Origin of the sequence: Cryobacterium sp. MDB1-18-1, from assembly GCF_004402735.1 — a bacterium.
Classification (GTDB): Bacteria; Actinomycetota; Actinomycetes; order Actinomycetales; family Microbacteriaceae; genus Cryobacterium; species Cryobacterium glucosi.
Genome location: NZ_SOFR01000009.1, coordinates 12,317 through 33,142 on the forward strand (window position 1 = coordinate 12,317; position 20,826 = coordinate 33,142).

18 protein-coding genes are annotated in these 20,826 nt (G+C 70.2%); 2 read left to right on the top strand and 16 right to left on the bottom strand.

Translation table 11 applies throughout. The features are described 5' to 3' along the window. Window positions 1–53: 53 nt before the first annotated feature. The 7 genes from pheT to E3O50_RS01455 form a co-directional block, all read right to left on the bottom strand. Window positions 54–2,633 carry a phenylalanine--tRNA ligase subunit beta gene (gene pheT / locus E3O50_RS01425; protein ID WP_134559717.1) on the bottom strand — a complete coding sequence of 860 codons (2,580 nt, stop codon included), beginning with the start codon at window positions 2,631–2,633 and terminating at the stop codon, window positions 54–56. Next, window positions 2,633–3,691: a phenylalanine--tRNA ligase subunit alpha gene (gene pheS, locus E3O50_RS01430; protein WP_134447003.1), complete on the bottom strand. Its 1,059-nt coding sequence runs from the start codon at window positions 3,689–3,691 to the stop codon at window positions 2,633–2,635. The genes pheT and pheS overlap by 1 nt, the downstream gene beginning before the upstream one ends. Before the next feature lie 11 nt (window positions 3,692–3,702). Beyond that, window positions 3,703–4,482: an amino acid ABC transporter permease gene (locus E3O50_RS01435; RefSeq protein WP_241975412.1), complete on the bottom strand. Its 780-nt coding sequence runs from the start codon at window positions 4,480–4,482 to the stop codon at window positions 3,703–3,705. Between the two features lie 41 nt (window positions 4,483–4,523). Next, window positions 4,524–5,171, bottom strand: a complete 648-nt coding sequence (locus tag E3O50_RS01440) for an amino acid ABC transporter permease (RefSeq protein ID WP_134446999.1) — start codon at window positions 5,169–5,171, stop codon at window positions 4,524–4,526. A gap of 106 nt (window positions 5,172–5,277) precedes the next feature. Continuing rightward, entirely contained in the window at window positions 5,278–6,144 is an 867-nt protein-coding gene (locus tag E3O50_RS01445; RefSeq protein WP_134559719.1) for a glutamate ABC transporter substrate-binding protein, read from the bottom strand. Between the two features lie 71 nt (window positions 6,145–6,215). Then, complete coding sequence (locus tag E3O50_RS01450) at window positions 6,216–7,004, bottom strand: amino acid ABC transporter ATP-binding protein (RefSeq protein WP_134446995.1); 789 nt, start codon at window positions 7,002–7,004, stop codon at window positions 6,216–6,218. Between the two features lie 70 nt (window positions 7,005–7,074). Next, window positions 7,075–7,875: an RNA methyltransferase gene (locus E3O50_RS01455; protein ID WP_134446993.1), complete on the bottom strand. Its 801-nt coding sequence runs from the start codon at window positions 7,873–7,875 to the stop codon at window positions 7,075–7,077. Between the two features lie 135 nt (window positions 7,876–8,010). Here E3O50_RS01455 and E3O50_RS01460 point away from each other — a divergent pair, with 135 nt between their 5' ends. Beyond that, window positions 8,011–10,218 carry a glycosyltransferase family 39 protein gene (locus E3O50_RS01460; protein WP_134559721.1) on the top strand — a complete coding sequence of 736 codons (2,208 nt, stop codon included), beginning with the start codon at window positions 8,011–8,013 and terminating at the stop codon, window positions 10,216–10,218. 123 nt (window positions 10,219–10,341) lie between these two features. On the opposite strand, the gene rplT is transcribed toward E3O50_RS01460, so the two are convergent. From rplT to infC, 3 genes are read right to left on the bottom strand one after another with little or no spacing between them, the layout of a single operon-like run. Next, entirely contained in the window at window positions 10,342–10,728 is a 387-nt protein-coding gene (gene rplT, locus E3O50_RS01465; protein ID WP_134446990.1) for a 50S ribosomal protein L20, read from the bottom strand. A 27-nt stretch (window positions 10,729–10,755) separates the two neighbouring features. Next, window positions 10,756–10,950, bottom strand: coding sequence for a 50S ribosomal protein L35 (gene rpmI / locus E3O50_RS01470; RefSeq protein WP_134446988.1), 195 nt, complete (start codon window positions 10,948–10,950; stop codon window positions 10,756–10,758). Next, window positions 10,943–11,527 (bottom strand): translation initiation factor IF-3, encoded by a 585-nt coding sequence (infC, locus tag E3O50_RS01475; protein ID WP_134446986.1) that lies wholly within the window; start codon window positions 11,525–11,527, stop codon window positions 10,943–10,945. Before infC ends, rpmI begins: the two co-directional genes overlap by 8 nt. Before the next feature lie 277 nt (window positions 11,528–11,804). Between infC and E3O50_RS01480 the strand changes: the two genes are divergently transcribed. Further along, window positions 11,805–12,152, top strand: a complete 348-nt coding sequence (locus E3O50_RS01480; protein WP_134446984.1) for a DUF1844 domain-containing protein — start codon at window positions 11,805–11,807, stop codon at window positions 12,150–12,152. A gap of 82 nt (window positions 12,153–12,234) precedes the next feature. Here E3O50_RS01480 and E3O50_RS01485 read toward each other — a convergent pair whose 3' ends face one another. The 6 genes from E3O50_RS01485 to hisB all read right to left on the bottom strand — a co-directional run bounded on the left by E3O50_RS01485 (window position 12,235) and on the right by hisB (window position 20,820). Further along, the gene (locus E3O50_RS01485) at window positions 12,235–13,014 is read right to left on the bottom strand and encodes a DNA-formamidopyrimidine glycosylase family protein (RefSeq protein ID WP_134559723.1); all 780 of its coding nucleotides are present in this window, start codon (window positions 13,012–13,014) and stop codon (window positions 12,235–12,237) included. An 8-nt stretch (window positions 13,015–13,022) separates the two neighbouring features. Beyond that, window positions 13,023–17,885, bottom strand: a complete 4,863-nt coding sequence (locus E3O50_RS01490) for a DEAD/DEAH box helicase (RefSeq protein WP_134559725.1) — start codon at window positions 17,883–17,885, stop codon at window positions 13,023–13,025. 51 nt (window positions 17,886–17,936) lie between these two features. Continuing rightward, window positions 17,937–18,767 carry an SseB family protein gene (locus E3O50_RS01495; protein ID WP_134559727.1) on the bottom strand — a complete coding sequence of 277 codons (831 nt, stop codon included), beginning with the start codon at window positions 18,765–18,767 and terminating at the stop codon, window positions 17,937–17,939. Next, window positions 18,751–19,491 (bottom strand): bifunctional 1-(5-phosphoribosyl)-5-((5-phosphoribosylamino)methylideneamino)imidazole-4-carboxamide isomerase/phosphoribosylanthranilate isomerase PriA, encoded by a 741-nt coding sequence (gene priA / locus E3O50_RS01500; RefSeq protein ID WP_134559729.1) that lies wholly within the window; start codon window positions 19,489–19,491, stop codon window positions 18,751–18,753. Before priA ends, E3O50_RS01495 begins: the two co-directional genes overlap by 17 nt. Window positions 19,492–19,552: 61 nt before the next feature. Next, a complete protein-coding gene (hisH, locus tag E3O50_RS01505) occupies window positions 19,553–20,185 on the bottom strand; it encodes an imidazole glycerol phosphate synthase subunit HisH (RefSeq protein ID WP_134559730.1) in 633 nt (210 codons plus the stop codon). Next, window positions 20,182–20,820, bottom strand: coding sequence for an imidazoleglycerol-phosphate dehydratase HisB (gene hisB / locus E3O50_RS01510; RefSeq protein WP_134446973.1), 639 nt, complete (start codon window positions 20,818–20,820; stop codon window positions 20,182–20,184). The genes hisH and hisB overlap by 4 nt, the downstream gene beginning before the upstream one ends. Window positions 20,821–20,826: the final 6 nt, after the last annotated feature.

The window sequence follows — 20,826 nt, forward strand, 5'->3', positions numbered from 1 at the left end:
CGCGCCAGGCATGCCTGGCGCGAAACGGCGCACGTGACGCGCACCCCGGAGTCTTACTCGCGGAGGGTCGCGTCGAAGCGGGCGGCCGCGACGGCCACGCCGGCGAGCTTCGCGTCGCTCGCTTCCGCGGCGGTCAGGGTGCGGTCGGGGGCCCGGAATCGCAGCGCGAACGTCAGCGACTTGCGGCCGGGCTCGATCCCGGTGCCGCGGTAGTCGTCGACGAGCTCGATGTGGTCGAGCAGCGCGCCGGCCCCTTCAGCCACTGCCGCGAGCACCTCGGCTGCGGGCACCGTGGCGCTGACGACGAGCGAGAGGTCCTGGGTCGCTGCGGGCATCGTCTTGATCGGTGCGGCGTGCAGTTCGGAACCGGCCTGGGCGAAGACGTCGGAGAGGGTGATCTCGGCGACGGCGACCACGGCGGGCAGGTCGAAGCCGGTCGCGACGGCGGGCAGCAGTTCGCCCGCGAAGCCGACGCTCAGCTCCCCGTCTGCGGTGGCGACGAACAACTCGGCGGTGCGGCCGGGGTGCATCGCCGGGTGCACTCCCTGGCGCACCAGGATCGGCACGCCGGTCGCGAGCGCGACCTGCTGCACGGCGGCGAGGGCGTCCTGCCAGCCTGCGGCGATCGGCGCCCGGCCGGGCTGGTGCCGCACGGTGTTCCCGGTGAGAGCGACGGCGACGGAGTACGGCTGCGGCGGGATGCCCGCGTTGAGCTCGGCCTCGAGTGCCGTGCTGGGGCGGGTGGCACCCGCCGGTACGACGAGGCTGCCGTAGCGGATGCCCGCCACCGGCCGGAAGACGAGTCCCTGTTCGAAGACGGCCAGGTCGGTGATCCCGCGAGAACGGTTGCGGTGCGCGATCCGCAGCAGGCCAGGGAGGATCGAGGTGCGCAGGAAAGGCGCCTCGCCGTCGAGCGGATTGGCTACGCGGATCTGGGGGACCTCGGCGACGGCGGGGATGCCGGCGGCGGCACCGGCGGCATCCGTCGTGGTCGCGAGCGGTGCGAAGAGGCGGTTGTCGGCCTCGGATACGAACGGGTAGGCGAGCACCTCGGTGTGGCCGGTGGCCGCGAGGGTCTGCGCGACCGTGCGGCGCAGGCGCTGCACGAGGGTCAGGCCGCGGCCGGGCGGGGCGACCGGGAGCACAGAGGGGATGCTGTCGTAGCCGACGATGCGGGCGACCTCCTCTGCGAGGGTCCACTTGTCGGTGAGGTCGGGGCGCCAGGTCGGCGGGGTCACCGAGAGTCCGGTCGGGGTTTCGACGAGCAGGCCGCCGATCTCGGCGAGGGCTGAGCGCTCCTCGTCGTCCGAGTAGGTGCGCCCTATCAAGCCGGAGATGAAGTCGCGCGGGAGCTCGATCGCGACGGGCGGCACGGAGGAGTCGAGCGCGGAGCCGAGGCCGTCCGCGGTTCCGCCGGCGAGGTCGACGAGCAGCTGCACGACGCGGGCAGCTGCCACGGCGGCGACCTGAGGGTCCACTCCGCGTTCGAAGCGACGGGAGGCCTCGCTCGGGAGCTTGTGGCGGCGGGCGCTGCGGGCGATCGACACCGGGTCGAAGTTCGCGGCCTCGATGAGCACGTTCGTGGTGGATGCACCGATCTCGGTGCTGCGGCCGCCCATCACGCCGGCGAGGCCGATGGCACCGGACTCGTCGGTGATCAGGAGGTCCTCGGAGTGCAGGGCGCGCACGACGCCGTCGAGGGTCGTGAGCTTCTCCCCCGGTTCCGCCCGGCGCACCAGGATGCCGCCGGCGAGGGCGTCGAGGTCGTAGCCGTGCAGCGGCTGGCCGAGTTCGAGCATGACGTAGTTGGTCACGTCGACGACGAGCGAGATGGACCGCATGCCCGCGAGGGCGAGCCGGGTGATCATCCAGGCCGGAGTGGGCCGGGACGGGTCGACGCCGCGCACGGCGCGGGTCACGAAGACGCTCGCGCCCACGCGACCGCGGATGGGGGAAGCGTCGGCGAGCGTGACGGGGAAATCAATCGTGGAAACCGCGGTCACCGTCGCGAGGGCGGGGTCGCGGAAGGCGGCCCCTGTCGCGTGCGAGTATTCGCGGGCGATGCCGCGGATCGAGAACGCGTAGCCGCGGTCGGGGGTCACGTTGACCTCGACGGCGGTGTCGTCGAGTCCGAGGAGGGCGATCGCGTCGGTGCCGACCGGGGCGTCGTCGAGGCCGAGGTTCTTCAGGAGCAGAATGCCATCGTGCTCGTCGCCGAGGCCGAGCTCGCGGGCCGAGGCGATCATGCCGTCGGAGACGTGGCCGTAGGTCTTGCGGGGCGCGATCGGGAACGGGCCGGGGAGCACCGCGCCGGGCAGGGTCACGACGACCTTGTCGCCGACGACGAAGTTGTGGGCGCCGCAGACGATGCCGTGCACGGCGGGGCCGCCGTCGGCCGCGGTTTCGTCGCCGGGCGCGACGCGCACCTGGCACCAGTTGATGATCTTGCCGTTGGTCTGCGGCTCTCCGACGAACTCGAGCACCTCGCCGACGACGATCGGGCCGGTCAGCTCGAAGCGGTGGATCTCTTCTTCTTCGAGGCCGACGCTCACGAGGGCGGCGTGTACGGCTTCGGGGGTCGTGCCGGGTTCGAGGTCGACGAATTCGCCGAGCCAGCTCAGGGGAACGCGCATCAGACGGTCATCCCGTACTGCTGGCTGAACCGTGCGTCGCCTTCGACCATGTCGTGCATATCCTTCACATCGTTGCGGAACATCAGTGCTCGTTCGACGCCGACGCCGAACGCGAAGCCAGAGTAGACCTCGGGGTCGATCCCCGCGGAGCGGAGCACGTTGGCGTTGACCATGCCGCAGCCGCCCCACTCGATCCAGCGCGCGCCGCCCTTGAAGGTCGGGTGCCAGACGTCGAGCTCGGCGCTCGGTTCGGTGAACGGGAAGTAGTTCGGCCGCAGCCGTACCTTCGCCTCCGGGCCGAAGAGGGCCTGCACGAAGTGGTCGAGGGTGCCGCGGAGGTGCGCCATCGTGAGCCCCTTGTCGACGGCGATGCCCTCGATCTGGTGGAACACGGGAGTGTGGGTCGCATCGAGCTCGTCGGTGCGGTACACCCGGCCGGGCGCGACGACGTAAACCGGCAGCTCGCGGGAGAGCAGGGCGCGCATCTGCACGGGCGAGGTGTGCGTGCGCAGCACGAGGTGCGCCTCGGGCGGGTCGATGAAGAAGGTGTCCTGCATCGCGCGCGCCGGGTGGTCCTCGTCGAAGTTGAGCGCGTCGAAGTTGAACCACTCGCTTTCGAGCTCGGGGCCTTCCGCGACCTCCCAGCCCATCGCGACGAAGACGTCGGCGACGCGTTCCTGCAGCAGGGCGAGCGGATGCCGCGCCCCGGCGTGCCAGGTCGACGCCGCTGCCGTGACATCCACCGTTTCGGCGGCGAGCTGTGCGGCGGCCTCTGCCGCGCCGATCTCCGCCTCGCGGGCGGAGAGGGCCTGGTTGACCCGGGCCCTGGCCTGGCCGACGAGCTTGCCGGCCGCCGCCTTCTGCTCCTTCGACACCGAACGCATCAGTGCGTTCAGGCGGGAGAGCGGAGACGCCTCACCGGCGTGTTCGCTCCGGGCCGCCTTGAGGGCGGACGAGTCGGCGGCGGCGGATATGGCGGCCAGGGCGGCGGTGACCGCCGCGGTCACGGCCGCTTCGGAGATTTCGGCCGGTGCGGGGTTTTCGGTGGATTCAGACACAAGTCCCAAGTTTAGTGCGTGGGCTTCGAACCGCTCCGCCGGGCGATCCGCCGGGCCAGCCACGACAGCGACAGGTTCATCGCGAGGTAGATGACGAGCACGACGAAGAAGAAGGAGAAGGAGTATCGGTTGCCGAAGAAGTTGGTCAGGTCGCGCATGCTGCGCAGGAGCTCGGAGTATCCCACCACGAAGGCGAGCGAGGTGTCCTTGAGCAGCACGACGAGCTGGGCGATGATGATCGGCAGCATCTGCCGGAAAGCCTGCGGGAATTCGATCCGGAGTCGCGTCGCGATGGGGGTCAGGCCGATCGCGAGACCGGCTTCGCGCTGGCCGCGTGGGAGCGCCTTGATACCGGCCCGGAGGGCCTCGCCGATGATCGCGCCGTTGTAGACGGCGAGGGCGGCGACGCCGGCCCAGAACGATCCGGTCGAGAAGACGAGCAGGACGAACAGCATCATCAGCAGCACGGGCATGCCGCGAAAGAATTCGAGGACGACCGTGGTGGGCACCCGGATCCAGGCCGTGTCGGAGGCGCGGCCGAAGGAGAACAGCACACCGAGGACGAGGGCGAGGACGGCCGCGACACCGGCCATTTCGAGGGTCGCGAGCGCGCCGCGGCCGAGCGAGCGCCAGACCTCGAGGTCGTTGAAGACGTCCCAGCGGCTCAGATCCCAGAGTCCGGGCTGCACGGCGCCGTTGGCGCTCGCCTTCGGGGCTCCCAGGGCGAGCACGAGGGCGACGACACCGACGGCGATCACGGCGACGCCGACGTAGGAGATGATGCGGGACATCCGCCGGGCCTTGGGGCCTGGCGCATCGTAGAGGACCGAGGTCATCGGAGCACCGCCACTCTCTTCTCGACCCGGCCGGCGATGATGCCGAGGGTCACGGTGATCAGCAGGTAGAAGACGGCCACCGCGAGCAGGATTGCGAGGACCTGGTCGCCGCGGTCGTTGGTGACCTGGCGGGCGGCGCCGAAGAGTTCGAAGACGAAGAAGGCGCCGGCGACGGAGGTGTTCTTCGCGAGGGCGATGAACACGTTGATCAGGGGCGGCACGACCATCCGCAGCGCCTGCGGCAGGATCACGAAGGCGAGCGACTGGCCGAAGCCGAGCCCGATGCTGCGGGCGGCCTCGGCCTGGCCGACGTGCACGCCGTTGATACCGCTGCGCACGGCTTCGGCGACGAACGGCGAGGTGTAGACGGTGAGGCCGATCGCTGCGAGCGTGAAGTAGCCGGGCGAGAACTGCAGGTATGGCAGCAGGAACGCGCAGAAGAAGAGGATCAGGGTCAGGGGTGTGTTGCGGATGATCTCGGTGTAGACCGTGGCGAAGCCGCGGAACGAGCCGATGGGCGAGATGCGCAGGCCGGCAACGATCAGGCCGAGAATGAGTGCGCCCACCCCGGAGATGACGAGCAGGCCGAGGGTGTTTCGAAAGCCTTCGAGGAAGACCGGCAGGTTATCGATGACTGCGTCCATGCCTCAACTCCTCTTCTATGTCTGTGTCTGTGGGTGTCGGTGGGTGCATTCGAACGCGAGGCCGGGCGGATGCCGCATCAGGCATCCGCCCGGCGTCGCGCGGGTTCTAGTAGCGGTTGATGGTCGGCGGGGTGGGGGTGTCGAGGACCTTGCCTGCGGTGGCCTCCCAGGCCGCTGCCCAGGTTCCGTCGGTGAAGGAGGCGTCCAGGGTGTCGTTGATGAAGGCGCGGAATTCGGTGTCGTCCTTCTTCAGCCCGATGCCGTACGGCTCCTTGGTGAATGGCTTGCCGACGACCTCGAATTCGCCGGAGTTCTGGTCGGCGAGACCGGCGAGGATGACGTTGTCGGTCGTGACCGCGACGACTTCACCGCTGCGCAGCGGGCCGAGGCAGTTGGAGTAAGTGTCCGTCGCGATCACGTTGGTCGTGTACGCGGCGATGTTCTTCTCCGAGGTCGAGCCGCTCACGGTGCAGACCGGCTTCCCAGTGAGGTCTTCTGGCCCGGTGATCTTGTTCGGGTTCCCGGCGAGCACGAGCAGGTCCTGTCCGGCTTCGTAGTACGGGCCGGCGAAGGAGACGACCTCCTTGCGCTTGTCGTTGATCGTGTAGGTCGCGATGACGATGTCGACCTGGCCGTTCGTGATGAACGGTTCCCGGTTGGCCGACACGGTCTCGACCCAGTTGATCTTGTCCGCTGCGATGCCGAGCTTGGCCGCGATGAGCTTGCCGATCTCGACGTCGAATCCGACGGGGCCGTTCGGGCCCTTGAGTCCGAACAACGGCTGGTCGAACTTGGTGCCGATGGTGATCTTGCCTGCTTCGGCGAGCTTGGCCATGGTCGTGCCCGGCGCGAACGTCGGGGTGGCGGCGACGGGGGCCGCAGAGGGGGATGCACCGGAGTCGGTGCAGGCGCTGAGCGTGAGAACGCTCGCGAGGGCAATGGCAGAAATCACTAGACCTTTATTGAGTCGCATGGTGTCCTCCTGGGTGCTGTGTGCGGGGATCGCCGGTCGTGTGACCGGCAAGTACTGCGGGAAGAGGATCCTCAGTGCGCGAGGATCTTCGAAAGGAAGTCTTTGGCGCGGGTGGTCTGCGGGTTGGTGAAGAAACGGTCCGGGGTCGATTCCTCGACGATCTCGCCCTCGGCCATGAAGATGACCCGGTTGGCGGCCCTGCGGGCGAAGCCCATCTCGTGGGTGACCACGATCATGGTCATTCCGTCGTTGGCGAGATCGATCATGACCTCGAGAACCTCGTTGATCATTTCGGGGTCGAGTGCGCTCGTCGGCTCGTCGAGGAGGATGACCTTGGGTTCCATGGCAAGGGCCCTGGCGATCGCGACGCGCTGCTGCTGGCCGCCGGAGAGCTGGGCGGGCATCTTGTGGGCCTGGTCGGCGACGCCGACCCGCTCGAGGAGGGCCATCGCCCGGGTCTCGGCGTCGGCCTTGGACAGCCCGCGCACCTTGATCGGCCCGAGGGTGACGTTCTGCAGCACCGTCATGTGCGCGAACAGGTTGAACGCCTGGAAGACCATGCCGACGTCTGCCCGCAGCCGGGCCAGGCCCCTGCCCTCTTCGGGAAGGGCCTGACCGTCGATCGTGATGACGCCGGAGTCGATCGTCTCGAGGCGATTGATCGCCCGGCAGAGCGTGGACTTGCCCGACCCGCTCGGGCCGATGACGACGACGACCTCGCCACGGGTGACGACGGCGTTGATGTTCTTGAGGACGTGCAGCTCGCCGAAGTGCTTGTTGACATCGGTAACGACCACGAGGGGCTCGCCCCGACGCACCGTGATGTTCGACGTAGCCGGCGTGGGATCTGTAGGCTCCATATCCCCCAATCTAGGGGAAATTGTTAGCAGCGCAAACCAATCCGCACGCCGGCGGGCCCGGTTCCCGCGACTAGCTGCGCTGCGCGAAGGCGCTTTCGTACAGGCAGACGGATGCCGCGGTCGCGAGGTTCATCGATTCGGCGTGGCCGTAGATCGGCACGGTGATCGAGCGGTCGACGAGGGCCAGGTCCTCATCGGTCAGGCCGCGGGCCTCGTTGCCGAACAGCCAGGCTGTCGGCGCGAGAAGGAGTCCCTCATTGCGGGCGGCGAGCAGGTCGGTGCCCTTGATGTCGGCGGCGAAGATCTGGAGGCCGGCGAAGCGGGCGCGCTCGCGGACGTCGTCAAGGGTGACGCCGACGGCGACGGGCAGGTGGAAGATCGAGCCCGTGGACGAGCGCACGACCTTGGGGTTGTAGAGGTCGACGCTGCGACCGGTGAAGATCACGGCGTCGGCGCCGGCGGCATCCGCTGCCCGGATGATCGTGCCGGCGTTGCCCGGGTCGCGCACCTCTTCGAGGATCGCGATGAGCTTCGGTTCCTTGGCGAAGATCTCCTTGACCGAGGTGGGGAACTGGTGGCAGACCGCGACGAAGCCCTGCGGGGTGACGGTGTCCGCCATCGTCTCGAGGACCTGCTCGGTGACGAATTCGACGTCGACGCCCGCATCGACGGCGGTTTCGGCGATCTCGGGGTGGCGCTCGAGGGCCGTCGGGGTTGCGTACAGCTCGACGACGAGCTCCGGACGGAAGTTCAGGGCCTCGGCGACGGCCTGCGGGCCCTCGAGAAGGAACAGCCCGGTCTCGGAGCGCGCGGCCCGGTTCGACAGCTTCGCAACGGCCCGCACGCGCGGAGAACGGGGATTATCTAACATGCTCCCAGCCTACTTGCCGGGGCTGTGGCGGCGCGGTTGCCGCGCTGACAGCCGGCCATAGCCATCTCATAGCGCCGGCATAGCTGGCCCATGGACGCACTCGGCAAGCTCAAAGGATCAACCTTTGGAGGAGCCATGACCGGCCACATCGTTCCGGGTCACGTGACCCGCCCACCCGTATCCGTGCCGCGCACATCCGGCGCGACCACAGGGTCCAGCACGTCCGGCGCCGCAGCGCCGTCGACGGCGCGCCGCGGACTGATCGCCCGGATCATTCTCGGAGAGCGCACGGACGCCGCCTGGATCCGGCCGTCGTTCTGGGCGCTCCTGATCGTCACCGGCCTGCTCTACCTCTGGAACCTGAGCGAGAGCGGCTGGGCGAACAGCTTCTACGCCGCCGCGGTGCAGGCAGGGTCCAGGAGCTGGACCGCCCTGTTCTTCGGATCTCTCGACTCCTCGAACTTCATCACCGTCGACAAGCCGCCGGCATCGCTCTGGGTGATGGGGCTCTCGGCGCGGATCTTCGGTTTCTCGAGCTGGAGTGTGCTCGTGCCGCAGGCGCTGATGGGCGTCGCGGCCGTCGCCCTCGTCTTCGCGACCGTGCGGCGCAGCCTCGTGGCCTTCGGCCAACGGCTGGGCGCCGTCGGCGGGCTCGTGGCCGGCGCGGTGCTCGCGTTCACGCCCGCCGCGGCGCTGATGTTCCGCTTCGACAACCCCGATGCACTCCTGACGGTGCTGATGACGGCTGCCGCGTACTGCGTGGTCCGCGCGCTGCCCGCCGCGAGCTGGCGCTGGCTCGCCCTCGCCGGCGTCGCCCTCGGCTTCGCCTTCCTGACCAAGATGCTCCAGGGCCTCGTCGTGCTGCCGGCCTTCGGCCTCGCCTACCTGCTCCTGGCGAATACGACCGTCTGGCGCCGCCTCGCACACCTCGGCGTCGCCGCGGGCGCCCTCGTCGTGTCGGCGGGGTGGTGGGTGCTCGCGGTCGCCCTGTGGCCGGCATCCGCTCGCCCATACATCGGCGGGTCCACGGACAACACCGTGCTCGACCTCGTCTTCGGCTACAACGGCCTCGGTCGGATCTTCGGGGCGACCGCAGGCGGCGGCGGAAACGCGGGCGGCGGCACGACGGCCGCGGCCGGCTCGAGCTTCGGCGGCGCGACCGGACTCAGCCGCCTGTTCAGCAGCGAGATGGGCCTCGAGATCTCGTGGCTGCTGCCGACGGCGCTGCTCGCCCTGGTCCTCGGCCTCTGGGCCACCCGCAAGCGGCACCGTACCGACGGTGCCCGCGCTGCTCTCGTGATCTGGGGCGGCTGGCTGCTCGTGACGGGACTCGTCTTCAGCTACATGAGCGGCACCATCCACCCGTACTACACCGTCGCCCTCGCCCCGGCGATCGCGGGCCTCGTCGGAACCGGCGGCGTCGTGCTCTGGCACGGCCGTTCGCACTGGTTCGGCCGGCTCGGCCTCGCCGCGATGATCGCCGCCGCCGGCGCCTGGGGCTTCGTGCTCCTGTCCGAGAACGCGGACTGGCTGCCGTGGCTGCGCTGGACACTGCTCACGGTGACCCTGCTCGGCGCGGCCGGCTTCGTCGTCGGTGCCGCACTGAGCTGGCGTCGCCTCACGACCGTCGCGGTTCTCGTCGGCATGCTCGGCGGCCTCGGCGGAAGTGCGGCATACGCGATCGCGACGGCGTCGGTCGCGCACAACGGCTCGATTCCCTCTGTCGGTTCTGTCTCGTCCTCGAGCGGAATGGGCGGCGGCGCGGGCGGCGCGATGGGCGGTGCCCCCACAGGCGACGGCGGCGGCACGAGGCCCGATGGCGGCACGGCGCCGGACGGCGCAGGCGGCACTCCCCCGACGGGAGGCACCGGCGGTCCGGACGGCTCGGGCACGACCGGAACGACGGGCACCGATACCGGCTCCGGCACGAGCGACACGGGCACGGATGCCGCGGCGAACGCCGGCGACTCCGGCTCCGCTCCCTCCGGCGCGGGTTCGGATTCCGCGACCTCGTCCGAGCTCACCGCCCTGCTCACGGCCTCGACGGCTCGCTGGGCCGCGGCGGTCGACGGATCGCAGTCCGCTGCGACGCTCGAACTGTCCACCGGCGTCGCCGTGATGGCGATCGGCGGCTGGAGCAGTGACCCGACGCCGACCCTCGCCGAGTTCCAGGCGTACGTCGCGGCCGGTGACGTCGGCTACTACATCTCCGGAAGCCAGGGCGGCGGCATGGGCGGCGGCGACAGCACCGCGACGGCCATCGCGACCTGGGTGGCCGCGACATACACCGCGACCACGGTCGGCGGCTCGACGGTCTACGACCTCTCGACCCCCGCCGCCTGACCCGGTTCCGGGCGCGGGAACGCAAAAACGGGAGTGGGCCCTGGGGCCCGCTCCCGTTTTGGGTGATGCGGAGTGCTGGTGGAACGAACTGCTCGCGAACTGAACGGCGCTGAAGCGTGAAGGCTAGGCCTTGACCTTCGGTGCGGACGTGTCGGCGGGCAGTGCTGCCTTGGCGCTCTCGACGATGGCGGCGAAGGTGGCCGCTTCGTTGACCGCGAGGTCGGCGAGGATACGACGGTCGACCTCGATGCCGGCCAGGGCGAGGCCCTGGATGAGGCGGTTGTAGGTCAGGCCGTTCTGGCGGGACGCAGCGTTGATCCGCTGGATCCACAGGCGACGGAAGTCACCCTTACGTGCACGACGGTCACGGTAGCTGTAAGTGAAGGAGTGAGTGAGCTGCTCCTTGGCCTTCGTGACCAAACGGGAGCGCTGGCCGCGGTAACCCTTGGCGCGCTCGAGGATGACGCGGCGGCTCTTGTGAGCATTGACCGCTCTTTTTACTCTTGCCATTTTCTTGTTCCTTTAGGGGTACGGGGTCTAGCGACCGAGAAGCTTCTTGATGACCTTGGCGTCGGCCTTGGCCAACACCTGGTCGTGGTTCAGGCGGGACTTGCGCTGGGTGCTCTTGACCTCGAGGTTGTGGCGCAAACCGGCCTGCTGCTTCATGATCTTGCCGCTGCCGGTTACCTTGAAGCGCTTCTTAGTCCCGGAGTGGGTCTTCATCTTAGGCATTTTTTTCCTCCTGTTTCGCTGCCTTATCAGCAGCTCTATGTGCATTGGCCTCTGCCTTGGCCTCTGATTTGTTCTTCAGTGGGCCAATCACCATGACCATGTTTCGACCGTCGATAGTCGGGCTCGATTCGACCGAACCGAATTCCGCGACATCCTCGGCAAATCTTTGGAGCAGTCGTACGCCCTGGTCGGGACGGGACTGTTCACGGCCACGGAAAAGAATCATGGCCTTGACCTTGTCGCCGGCCTTGAGGAAGCCTTCGGCGCGTTTGCGCTTGGTCTCGTAGTCGTGCGTGTCAATCTTGAGGCGGAACCGAACTTCCTTAAGAATGGTGTTCGCCTGGTTGCGCCGGGCCTCCTTGGCCTTCTGCGCAGCCTCGTACTTGAACTTGCCGTAGTCCATGATCTTTGCGACCGGCGGCTTGGAGGTAGGGGCAACCTCGACGAGGTCCAGATCCGCCTCCTGTGCCATGCGCAGTGCGACGTCAATGGCCACGACCCCGATCTGCTCGCCGGCGGGGCCGACAAGACGGACTTCAGGGACGCGGATACGGTCATTTGTACGGGGATCGCTGATGCGTCTCTCCTTCTCTCATGCATCGTGACTACAGCCAGGCAACGGATGCCGCCTGGCGACGAAGAGAGGAAAATCGCGTGCGAAATGGTGGAGCGTTATTGCTCAAACACTGCGTACGGCACCCTGTCTACCTTCGCGCCACTGTTTCCAGTGCCACGACGGCGGAGTGCAAACAACCCGGTAACCTTTGTGAAGCGGTATGCGCGGGTGGGAGATTATCCACTTTCGTACCGAGATAAATACCTCGGAGCCCGGACGAGTCTAACAGAGGAATGCAGTGACCAGTAGCACAAGCCAGGATGCCAGCCAGGAAACCCGCGATATCGCCGATGTGGCCGCCGTGGAGATCATCACGACGGCGTGCGTGCACCTGATGAGCGCCGCTGCGGTGAAGTGCGGGCTCGCCGACGACCCCGACACGCAGATCGACCTCGACGAGGCCCGGAAGCTCATCAACGCCCTCGCCGGGCTCGTGACGGCGGCCGCCCCCGACATCGCCGACATGCACGCGCGGAGCCTGCGCGACGGGCTGCGTTCGCTGCAGCTCGCGTTCCGCGAGGCCTCCGCGATCCCGGACCCGATCGGCGCGGGCCCAGGCGAGAAGTACACCGGCCCGGTCAACTAGCCCGATCACCCTTCCCTGAGGTGTCGCATATCGACGTTCCCGCGACCCGCGAACGTCGATATGCGACACCTGAGCCGGCACGTCAGGTCTGGCAGCGGGGACACCAGTAGGTGACCCGCTGCTCGAGCTCAGAGCGGCCGAGCGTCCCCTGGCGGATGCGGGTGCCGCAGCGTCGGCAGGGCCGGCCGGCACGACCGTAGACCCAGGACTGTTCGCCGCGGCGGGCGGAACCCGTGGTGATCCGGTCGGTCCTGCCGCGGTTCGCGACGATCAGCCGGTGCGCGAGGTCGACGAGACCGGCGACATCCGTCACGTCGGCCACCGGCCGGGTGGGCAGCACGCCCCGCAGGAAGCAGAGCTCGTTCACGTACTCGTTGCCGAGACCCGCGAGGTTCGCCTGGTCGGCGAGTGCGACCGCGATCGGACGCTCGGGCCGGTCCTCCAGGCGGCGCACGGCCTCGGCGGGGTCCCAGTCGGCGCCGAGCAGGTCGGGGCCGAGGTAGTCGAGCCTGGCACCTTCCTCCCCGATGGGCAACACCTCGAGCACCCCGAGTTCGAAGCCGACCGCGATCCAGTCGGCCGTCTCGAGCACGGCCCTGGCCTGGAAGGCCGGCCGCTTCCAGGCCGAGCCGTGCCGGTAGAGGTACCAGGCGCCCTCCATCTTCAGGTGTGAATGGATGCTGGCCTCCCCCACCCGGATCAGCACGTGTTTGCCGCGACTCGTGACCTCGTGCACGGTGTCGCCGGTGAGATCGACGGTCGCATAGGCCGGCACGCGGATGTCGCAGCGGGTCAGGACGGCCCCGCGCAGTGCCGTGTCGAGGTTGTGCGCGGTCAGCCAGACGGTGTCGCCCTCAGGCACGGTCGGCCTCAGGCATGCAGCTTCAGTCCCTTCGGCGTCACGCCGAATCCGGCGGCCTGGAGCGCGCGGCCGAACGGGGTGCCGATCACGAAGGCGCCATTGACCGTCTCGACGCCGAGTTTGGCGATCCGGCCGCTCGTCACCGTGGCGGCGAGGGCACCGGCCGCGGCCGCGAAGAGTGCGTCACGGGCGGCGGCGACGTCGGCACCGATGGCAGCACCAACGGCATCGTCGGCATCGGCGCGGTTACCCGCCGGCACGGCGCCGGCGTCGACATCGTCGGCCCCTCCGACCTGGCTTCCGTCGAAGGCGAGCACGGTCTTGCCGCCGCGTTCGACGTAGAGCGCGAGGGCGCCGTCGACGAGCACGACGATCGCGCCGGCCTTCCGGGCAGCACGGTGAGTGGTGCCGGCCGGCAGGGCCGGCCACGGCAGCACGGCCCCGTACGGGTTGGCCGGGTCGGTCGCGGCGAGCGTGACGACGACCGGCGCCCCCTGCCCTGCCGCGGCGGGACCCGCTCCCCGGCCACCGTGCGCGCCGGACTCCGACTCGGTGAAGGAACGCAACCGGTCGATCGTTCCGGCGGTCGCGAACTGTGCGGCGCCGAGCCCGTCGATGAAGTAGCCGCGCCGGCAGCGGCCGGATTCCTCGAAGCCGCTCAGGGTGCGGTAAACGAGCGCGAAGCCGCCGGTGACGCCCTCCCCCACGACGGCGCCGCGGGTGACGACCCCGTAGCGTTCGAGCAGGGTCTCGCCGAGGGCATGGGCGCGGCGGGTGGGTGAATCGTCGGCGACAGGCACGATCGACCAGCGGCCGGACACCGTCGGCGGTCCGCCGCGCAACGGCATCGCCGACCGGGCAAACCCGCGGCCGCCGTGCAGGCGTGCCCGAGGCACCGCCCTCCGGGTGCTGTGCGCCGTGCGGCCTCCGGAAAGCAGCGCCCGCACCGGGGCGAAGGTGTCGTTGCCGACGAGGCCGGCCCAGACCAGGTCCCAGAGGGCGTCGGCGAGGAGCACGTCGTCCTGGCTGCCGACCGCGTCGGCGAGCTGCCGGAAGAAGAACCCTCCCCCGCCGCCGAGGGTCGCGAGCACCTCGCCCTGCAGCTCCGTGGTCTCGACGAGGGCTGGCGGCGGCAGGGTGAGCGCGGCGGTCTCGGCGAGGTACAGGCTGATCCAGCCGTCGTTGCCCGCGAGGGTGCCTGCCCCCGCCCAGAGCACCTCGCCCGCGTTGGTGAGTTCGTCCAGCATCGCCGGCCGGTAGTCGCTCACCCGGGCGGGCAGCACGAGCGATTCCCAGGCGGACGCCGGGATGCGGGCCCCCTCGAGCTGTTCGATGACGGATGCGACGCCGTCGACGCCGCGCAGCCGTCCGCCTACATGTTGCCAGGACGGCAGGAACCGGCCCATCGTGATTTGATCGACGGGCTCGACCTCGTGGCGGAGCGCCGCGAGGGACCGCCTGCGGAGTCGGCGCAGAACCTCGGCGTCGCACCATTCGCTGCCGGTGCCGTGCGGCCGGTACTCGCCCTCGATCACCCGGCGGGTGCCGGCGAGACGTCGCAGCGCCCCGAGGGCGACGACCGGACCGAGACCGAAGCGGTCGGCGACATCCGCCACCGTGAACGGGCCGTGCGTCCGCGCGTACCGGCTGACCAGGTCGCCGAGCGGGTCTGGCACGGCCTCGGTGAAGGCGGCGGGCACCCCGAGCGGCACCGGAACGCCGAGGGCGTCGCGAAGCCGGCTGGCGTCCTCGATCACGGCCCACCACTGGCGGCCGGCGAACCCGGCCCTGAGTGCCCTGCGTGCGGCGACGAGCTCGAGCAGGCCGGTTTCGGCGTCGGGGTCGTCCTGGGTATCGAGCCGGGCGGCGACCTCCTCGGTCGTGAGGGGCCCGAGCTGGCGGAGGAGGTCGGCGATACCCTCGACGCCCCGCGCGTGCCGGTCGGCGGGCAGGCGCTGGAGTTCGGCATCCGTCTGCTCGATCACGGCGGGGTCGAGGAGCTCTCGCAGTTCGACCCTGCCGAGCAGCTCCGCGAGGAGGCTCGAGTCGAGGGACAGCGCCGTGGCCCGGCGCTCGGCGAGCGGTGAGTCGCCCTCATACATGAACGCGGCGACGTAACCGAAGAGCAGGGTGCTCGCGAAGGGGCTCGGGGTCTCCGTGCGGGTCTCGACGAGGCGGATCGTGCGGCTGTTGATCTTGCGGGTGAGGTCGAGCAGGGCCGGCAGGTCGTACACGTCCTGCAGGCATTCCCGCACGGTCTCGAGGATGATCGGGAAAGTGGGGAACGTGCGGGCGACCTCGAGCAGCTGGGCGGCCTTCTGCCGCTGCTGCCAGAGCGGCGACCGGGTGCCGGGGTTGTACTTCGGGAGCAGCAGGGCGCGGGCGGCGCACTCACGGAACCGGGCGGCGAAGAGGGCGGAGCCGCCGACCTCATCGGTCACGAGCTGCTCGATCTCCTCCGCCTCGAAGACGAAGAGTTCGGCGCCGGGCGGTTCGGCGTCGGTGTCGGGGATGCGCGCGACGATTCCGTCGTCGCTTGCGACGCACCCGCCGTCGAGCCCGTAGCGTTCCCGCACCCGGGCGGCGACCGCGAGCGCCCACGGCGCGTGCACCTGCATGCCGTATGCGGAATGCAGGATCACCCGCCAGTCGCCGAGTTCGTCGCGGAACCGTTCGACGACGAGGGTGCGGTCGGTCGGCAGCTGGCCGGTGGCCGCGCGCTGGTCGGCGAGGAAGACCAGGAGGTTGTTCGCGGCGCGCTCATCGAGCCCCCCGGCCGCGCAGCGGACCCGGGCGGCGGCCTCCGGCAACGCGGAGACCTCCCGGACGAAGGCGCCGACGGCCTCGCCGAGTTCCGCCGGCCGGCCCAGGCCGTCACCCTTCCAGAACGGCAGCCGCCCCGGCTCGCCGAACGCCGGGAGCACGAGCACCCGGTCGTGGGTGATCTCCTGGATCCGCCAGCTCGTCGTGCCGAGTGCGAAGACGTCGCCGACCCGGGATTCGTAGACCATCTCCTCGTCGAGTTCGCCGACACGCCGCCCTGTGGTCTGCTCGCCGCCGACCATGAAGACGCCGAAAAGCCCGCGGTCGGGAATGGTGCCGCCGCTTGTGACGGCGAGGCGCTGCGCGCCGGGACGCCCGGTGAGCAGGCCGGTGTCGCGGTCCCAGACGATCCGGGGGCGGAGCTCGGCGAACTGGTCGGAGGGGTACCGCCCGGCCAGGAGGTCGAGCGTTGCCTCGTATGCCGAGCGGGGCAGGCCCTGGAATGGGGCGCTGCGGCGCACGATGTCGAACCAGTCCTCGGCCTGGATCGGCTCGAGCGCCACCGCCGCGACGGTCTGCTGGGCGAGAATGTCGAGCGGGTTCGAGGGCACCGCGATCGACTCGATCAGTCCGGCGACCATCCGCTCGGCGGCGACGGCGGCGTGGATGAGGTCGGCACGGTGCTTGGGGTAGATGACGCCGCGGGAGATCTCGCCGACCTGGTGCCCGGCGCGGCCGACCCGCTGCAGCCCGCTCGCGACAGAGGGCGGAGACTCGACCTGCACGACGAGGTCGACGGCACCCATGTCGATGCCGAGTTCGAGGCTCGACGTCGCGACGACGCAGCGCAGCCGCCCGGCCTTGAGGTCCTCCTCGATCATCGAACGCTGTTCCTTGCTCACCGAGCCGTGGTGCGCGCGGGCGAGCAGCGACTCGGCCCCTGCGCTCTGGCCGCTCGCTCCCATCAGGTCTGCCGGCGGCCGTGCAGGGCCCGCTGAACCGCGTGCTGAGCCTTCACCGACTGAGCCCGCACCGTCTGAGCCCGCACCGGCTGCGCCCGCTGCAGCGCCCTCGGCAGCGGATGCCGGTGCGACCCCTGCCCCGACCGGCGCGAGCTCGCCCGCGGCCTGCTCCGCGGCATCCGCCAGGCGCCCGGCGTAGATCTCGTTGAAGCGCGCGGTCAGTCGCTCGGCAAGGCGGCGCGAGTTCGCGAAGACGATGGACGAGGAATGCGCGAGCACCTCGTCGACAATGGCTTCTTCGACGTGCGGCCAGATCGAACCGGCCTGCGGCGCGGCGGCCGCTGTCGACCCCTCCCGTTCGGGAACGGGGCCCAGCTGCGTCATGTCGTCGACGGGGACGACGACGCGGAGGTCGAAGCGCTTGCCCGCGGCAGGATTGACGATCTGCACGGGGGCGGCGCCGCCGAGGAACCGGGCGACCTCCGCGGCCGGGCGGACGGTCGCAGAGAGACCGATCCGCTGCGCCGGCCGCGCGAGCAGCTCGTCGAGGCGTTCGAGAGAGACGGCGAGGTGGGCGCCGCGCTTGCTCGACGCGACGGCGTGCACCTCGTCGATGATGACGGTGTCGACACCCCGCAGGGAGTCACGGGCGGCGGAGGTGAGCATCAGGAAGAGCGACTCGGGGGTCGTGATCAGGATGTCGGGGGGCGTCTTGACGAGGCTGCGCCGGTCGGCGGCCGGGGTATCCCCCGAGCGCACGCCGACGGTCACCGTGACCGGAGGGAAGCCGAGCCGGGCCGCCGCCTGGGTGATGCCGACGAGCGGAGCGCGGAGGTTCCGTTCCACGTCGACGCCGAGCGCTTTGAGCGGGGAGATGTAGAGCACCCGGGTGCGCGGCAGCGGGGCGGCGACCGTCCCTGCGGCATCCGTGGCCGCGGAAGACTCAGGGGCCGGCGTCGCCAGCCGGTCGATGGCCCACAGGAAGGCCGCGAGGGTCTTGCCCGAGCCGGTCGGGGCCACGACGAGCGCGTGCGAGCCACGGGAGATGGCGTCCCAGGCGCCGAGCTGGGCCTCGGTCGGCGCGGCGAAGGCCTGGCCGAACCAGGCCCGGGTGGCGGGCGAGAATCTCTGCAGGACCTCGGTCATCTCTCCATCTTCCCGCCCACCCCTGACAATCGGCCCCAGCGACCGGCCCGGTCAGCGTGACGCGGCGAGCTGCACGCGCAGGGAATCGACCTGGGTGGCGATCGTGTCGCTCGCCGACCACCGCGCGGCGAGCCGGGCGAGCGTCGCGTCGAGTTCGGCGCGGGTCAGGCCGTCGACGAGCTCGAGGCGCACCACGAGCTCTGGCCCGGCGAGCCGGCCGAGCGGGTCGCCGGCGGAGAGCGCGACGCCGAGCACGCTCAGCTCGCTCGTGATCGACGCCGCGAAGGCGTCGGCGACGGCGCGGCTCGCGTAGCTCGGCGTCCAGGGCTGGCCTTGCGCGATCGCCCACAGGGCCGGCCTCCGCACGACATATTCGGTCGGCGCGGTCGGGTCGAGCACGACGAGGTCGGTGTTCTCCTGTGCCGCGGCGAGGGCGATCCGGATGCCGTCGGCCGGCACCGGCCGCGCCGCACTGTTCCACGCGGCCATGGCTTCGGCCGAGGTGAACACCGGGAGCACGTTCCGACCGTCCGGTCCGGCGACCGTGATGACCGAGAGTTCCTGGGTCTTGTCGACGAGGAGACCGGCGTCGGTGTGCCCGGAGTCGCCGAGCGCCGTCACGAGCGGGATCAGCAGCCGGGACGAGCGGATCGCGTCGACGACGGCCTCCTCCCCGGACTCCCGGTCGCGGTAGCGGGCGAGGGCGGCGAGGAGGTCGAGCGGGGCCGATCCGTCGTCGTCGGCGTGGTCGTTGGCTTCGAAGGCACGGCCGGCCCAGGGCTGCCCGGCGGAGTCGGCAGGGACGCCGGCGCGACCGGGGCCTCCCTGGCCTTCTGGGCCCCCGGGGAGGCCGGTCGATCCGAGATTAACGGCCGGCGACATCCAGGGCCTCACCGAGGGTGAAGGCGCCGGCGTAGAGCGCCTTGCCCACGATCGCGCCCTCGAGTCCGAGCGGGACCAGCTCGCGCAGGGCGACGAGGTCGGCCAGGCTCGAGATGCCGCCGGAGGCGACGACGGGACGGTCGGTGTGCGCGAGCACCTGCCGGAGCAGGTCGAGGTTCGGACCCTGCAGAGTACCGTCCTTGGTGACGTCGGTCACGACGTAACGGGAGCAGCCCGCTTCCTCGAGGCGGGCGAGCACCTCCCAGAGGTCGCCGCCCTCCTTCGTCCAACCGCGGGCGGCAAGGGTCGTGCCGCGCACGTCCAGGCCGACGGCGACCTGGTCACCGTGTTCGGCGATCACGCGGGCAGCCCAGTCCGGGTTCTCCAGGGCCGCCGTGCCGAGGTTGATCCGGCTGACGCCCGCGCCGAGCGCCGCCTGCAGGGAGGCGTCGTCGCGGATCCCGCCGGACAGTTCGATCTTGACTCCGGAGACCTCGCGGATGACCCGGCTGATCACGTCGGTGTTCGTGCCGCGCCCGAAGGCCGCGTCGAGGTCGACGAGGTGGATCCACTCGGCGCCCTGCCTCGCCCAGTCGAGGGCGGCGTCGACGGGGTCGCCGTAGTTGGTCTCGGTCCCGGCCTCGCCCTGGGTGAGGCGCACGGCCTTGCCGTCTGCGACGTCGATAGCCGGGAGCAGGACGAGGCGGGGGGTGGTTTCAGTCACGGTAGTCCTCAGATCAGGGATGGGTGCGGCCGGGCCGCCGAACAAAAGCGAGAGGGGACGGTCAGTCCCGCAGGGTACCGATCCAGTTCTTCAGCAGGCGGATGCCGGCCTCGCCCGATTTCTCCGGGTGGAACTGGGTCGCGGAGAGCGGTCCGTTCTCGACAGCGGCGAGGAACGGTCCGCCGTGTTCCGCCCAGGTGAGCCGGGGCCGCGGGAACGGCGGCGTGACCTCGAGCGTCCACTCCTGGGCGGCGAAGGAGTGCACGAAGTAGAACCGCTCGTCCTCGATGCCGGCGAAGAGGCGCGAGTCCGGGTCGGGGGTGACGGTGTTCCAGCCCATGTGCGGCAGGATCCTGGCGGGCAGCTGGGCGACGGTGCCGGGCCATTCGCCGAGTCCCTCGGTGTCCGAGCCGCGTTCGACGCCGTGCTCGAACAGGACCTGCATGCCGACGCAGATGCCGAGCACCGGCCGTCCCCCGGCGATGCGGCGGTCGACGATCTCGTCGCCGCGCACGGCGGTGAGGGCGCTCATCACGGCGCTGAACGCTCCGACGCCGGGCACGACGAGGCCGGAAGCCTCGAGGGCGGTGCGGCGGTCGCTCGTCAGGGTCACGTCGGCGCCGGCGAGTTCGAGGGCTTTGACGGCCGAGTGCACGTTGCCGGTGCCGTAGTCGAAGACGACGACGCTCGTCACAGGGCGCCCTTGGTCGAGGGGATGCCGGAGACGAGCGGGTCGTAGGCCTTGGCCTGGCGGAAGGCGCGGGCGAAGGCCTTGAATTCGGCCTCGGCGATGTGGTGCGGGTCGCGGCCGCCGAGCACGGTGACGTGCACGGTGAGGGCCGCGTTGAATGCGATCGCCTCGAAGACGTGGCGCACCATCGAGCCGGTGAAGTGTCCGCCGATGAGGTGGAACTCGAAGCCGGCAGGCTCCCCGGTGTGCACGAGGTACGGGCGGCCGGAGATGTCGACGACAGCCTGGGCGAGGGCGTCGTCGAGGGGCACGAGCGCGTCGCCGTAGCGGGAGATGCCTGACTTGTCTCCGAGCGCCTGCCGGATGGCGAGTCCGAGCACGATGGCGACGTCTTCGACGGTGTGGTGCACGTCGATCTCGATGTCCCCCGACGCCCGCACGGTGAGGTCGGTCAGCGAGTGCTTGGCGAACGCGGTGAGCATGTGGTCGTAGAACGGCACCGAGGTGTGGATGTCGGAGACGCCGGTGCCGTCGAGGTTGATCGTCAGGTCGATGCTCGACTCGCTCGTCTCCCGCTGCAGGTGCGCGATGCGGGCCTGTGCGGTCGATGACTGTGCGGCCGGTGACTGTGAGCTCATGCGGCT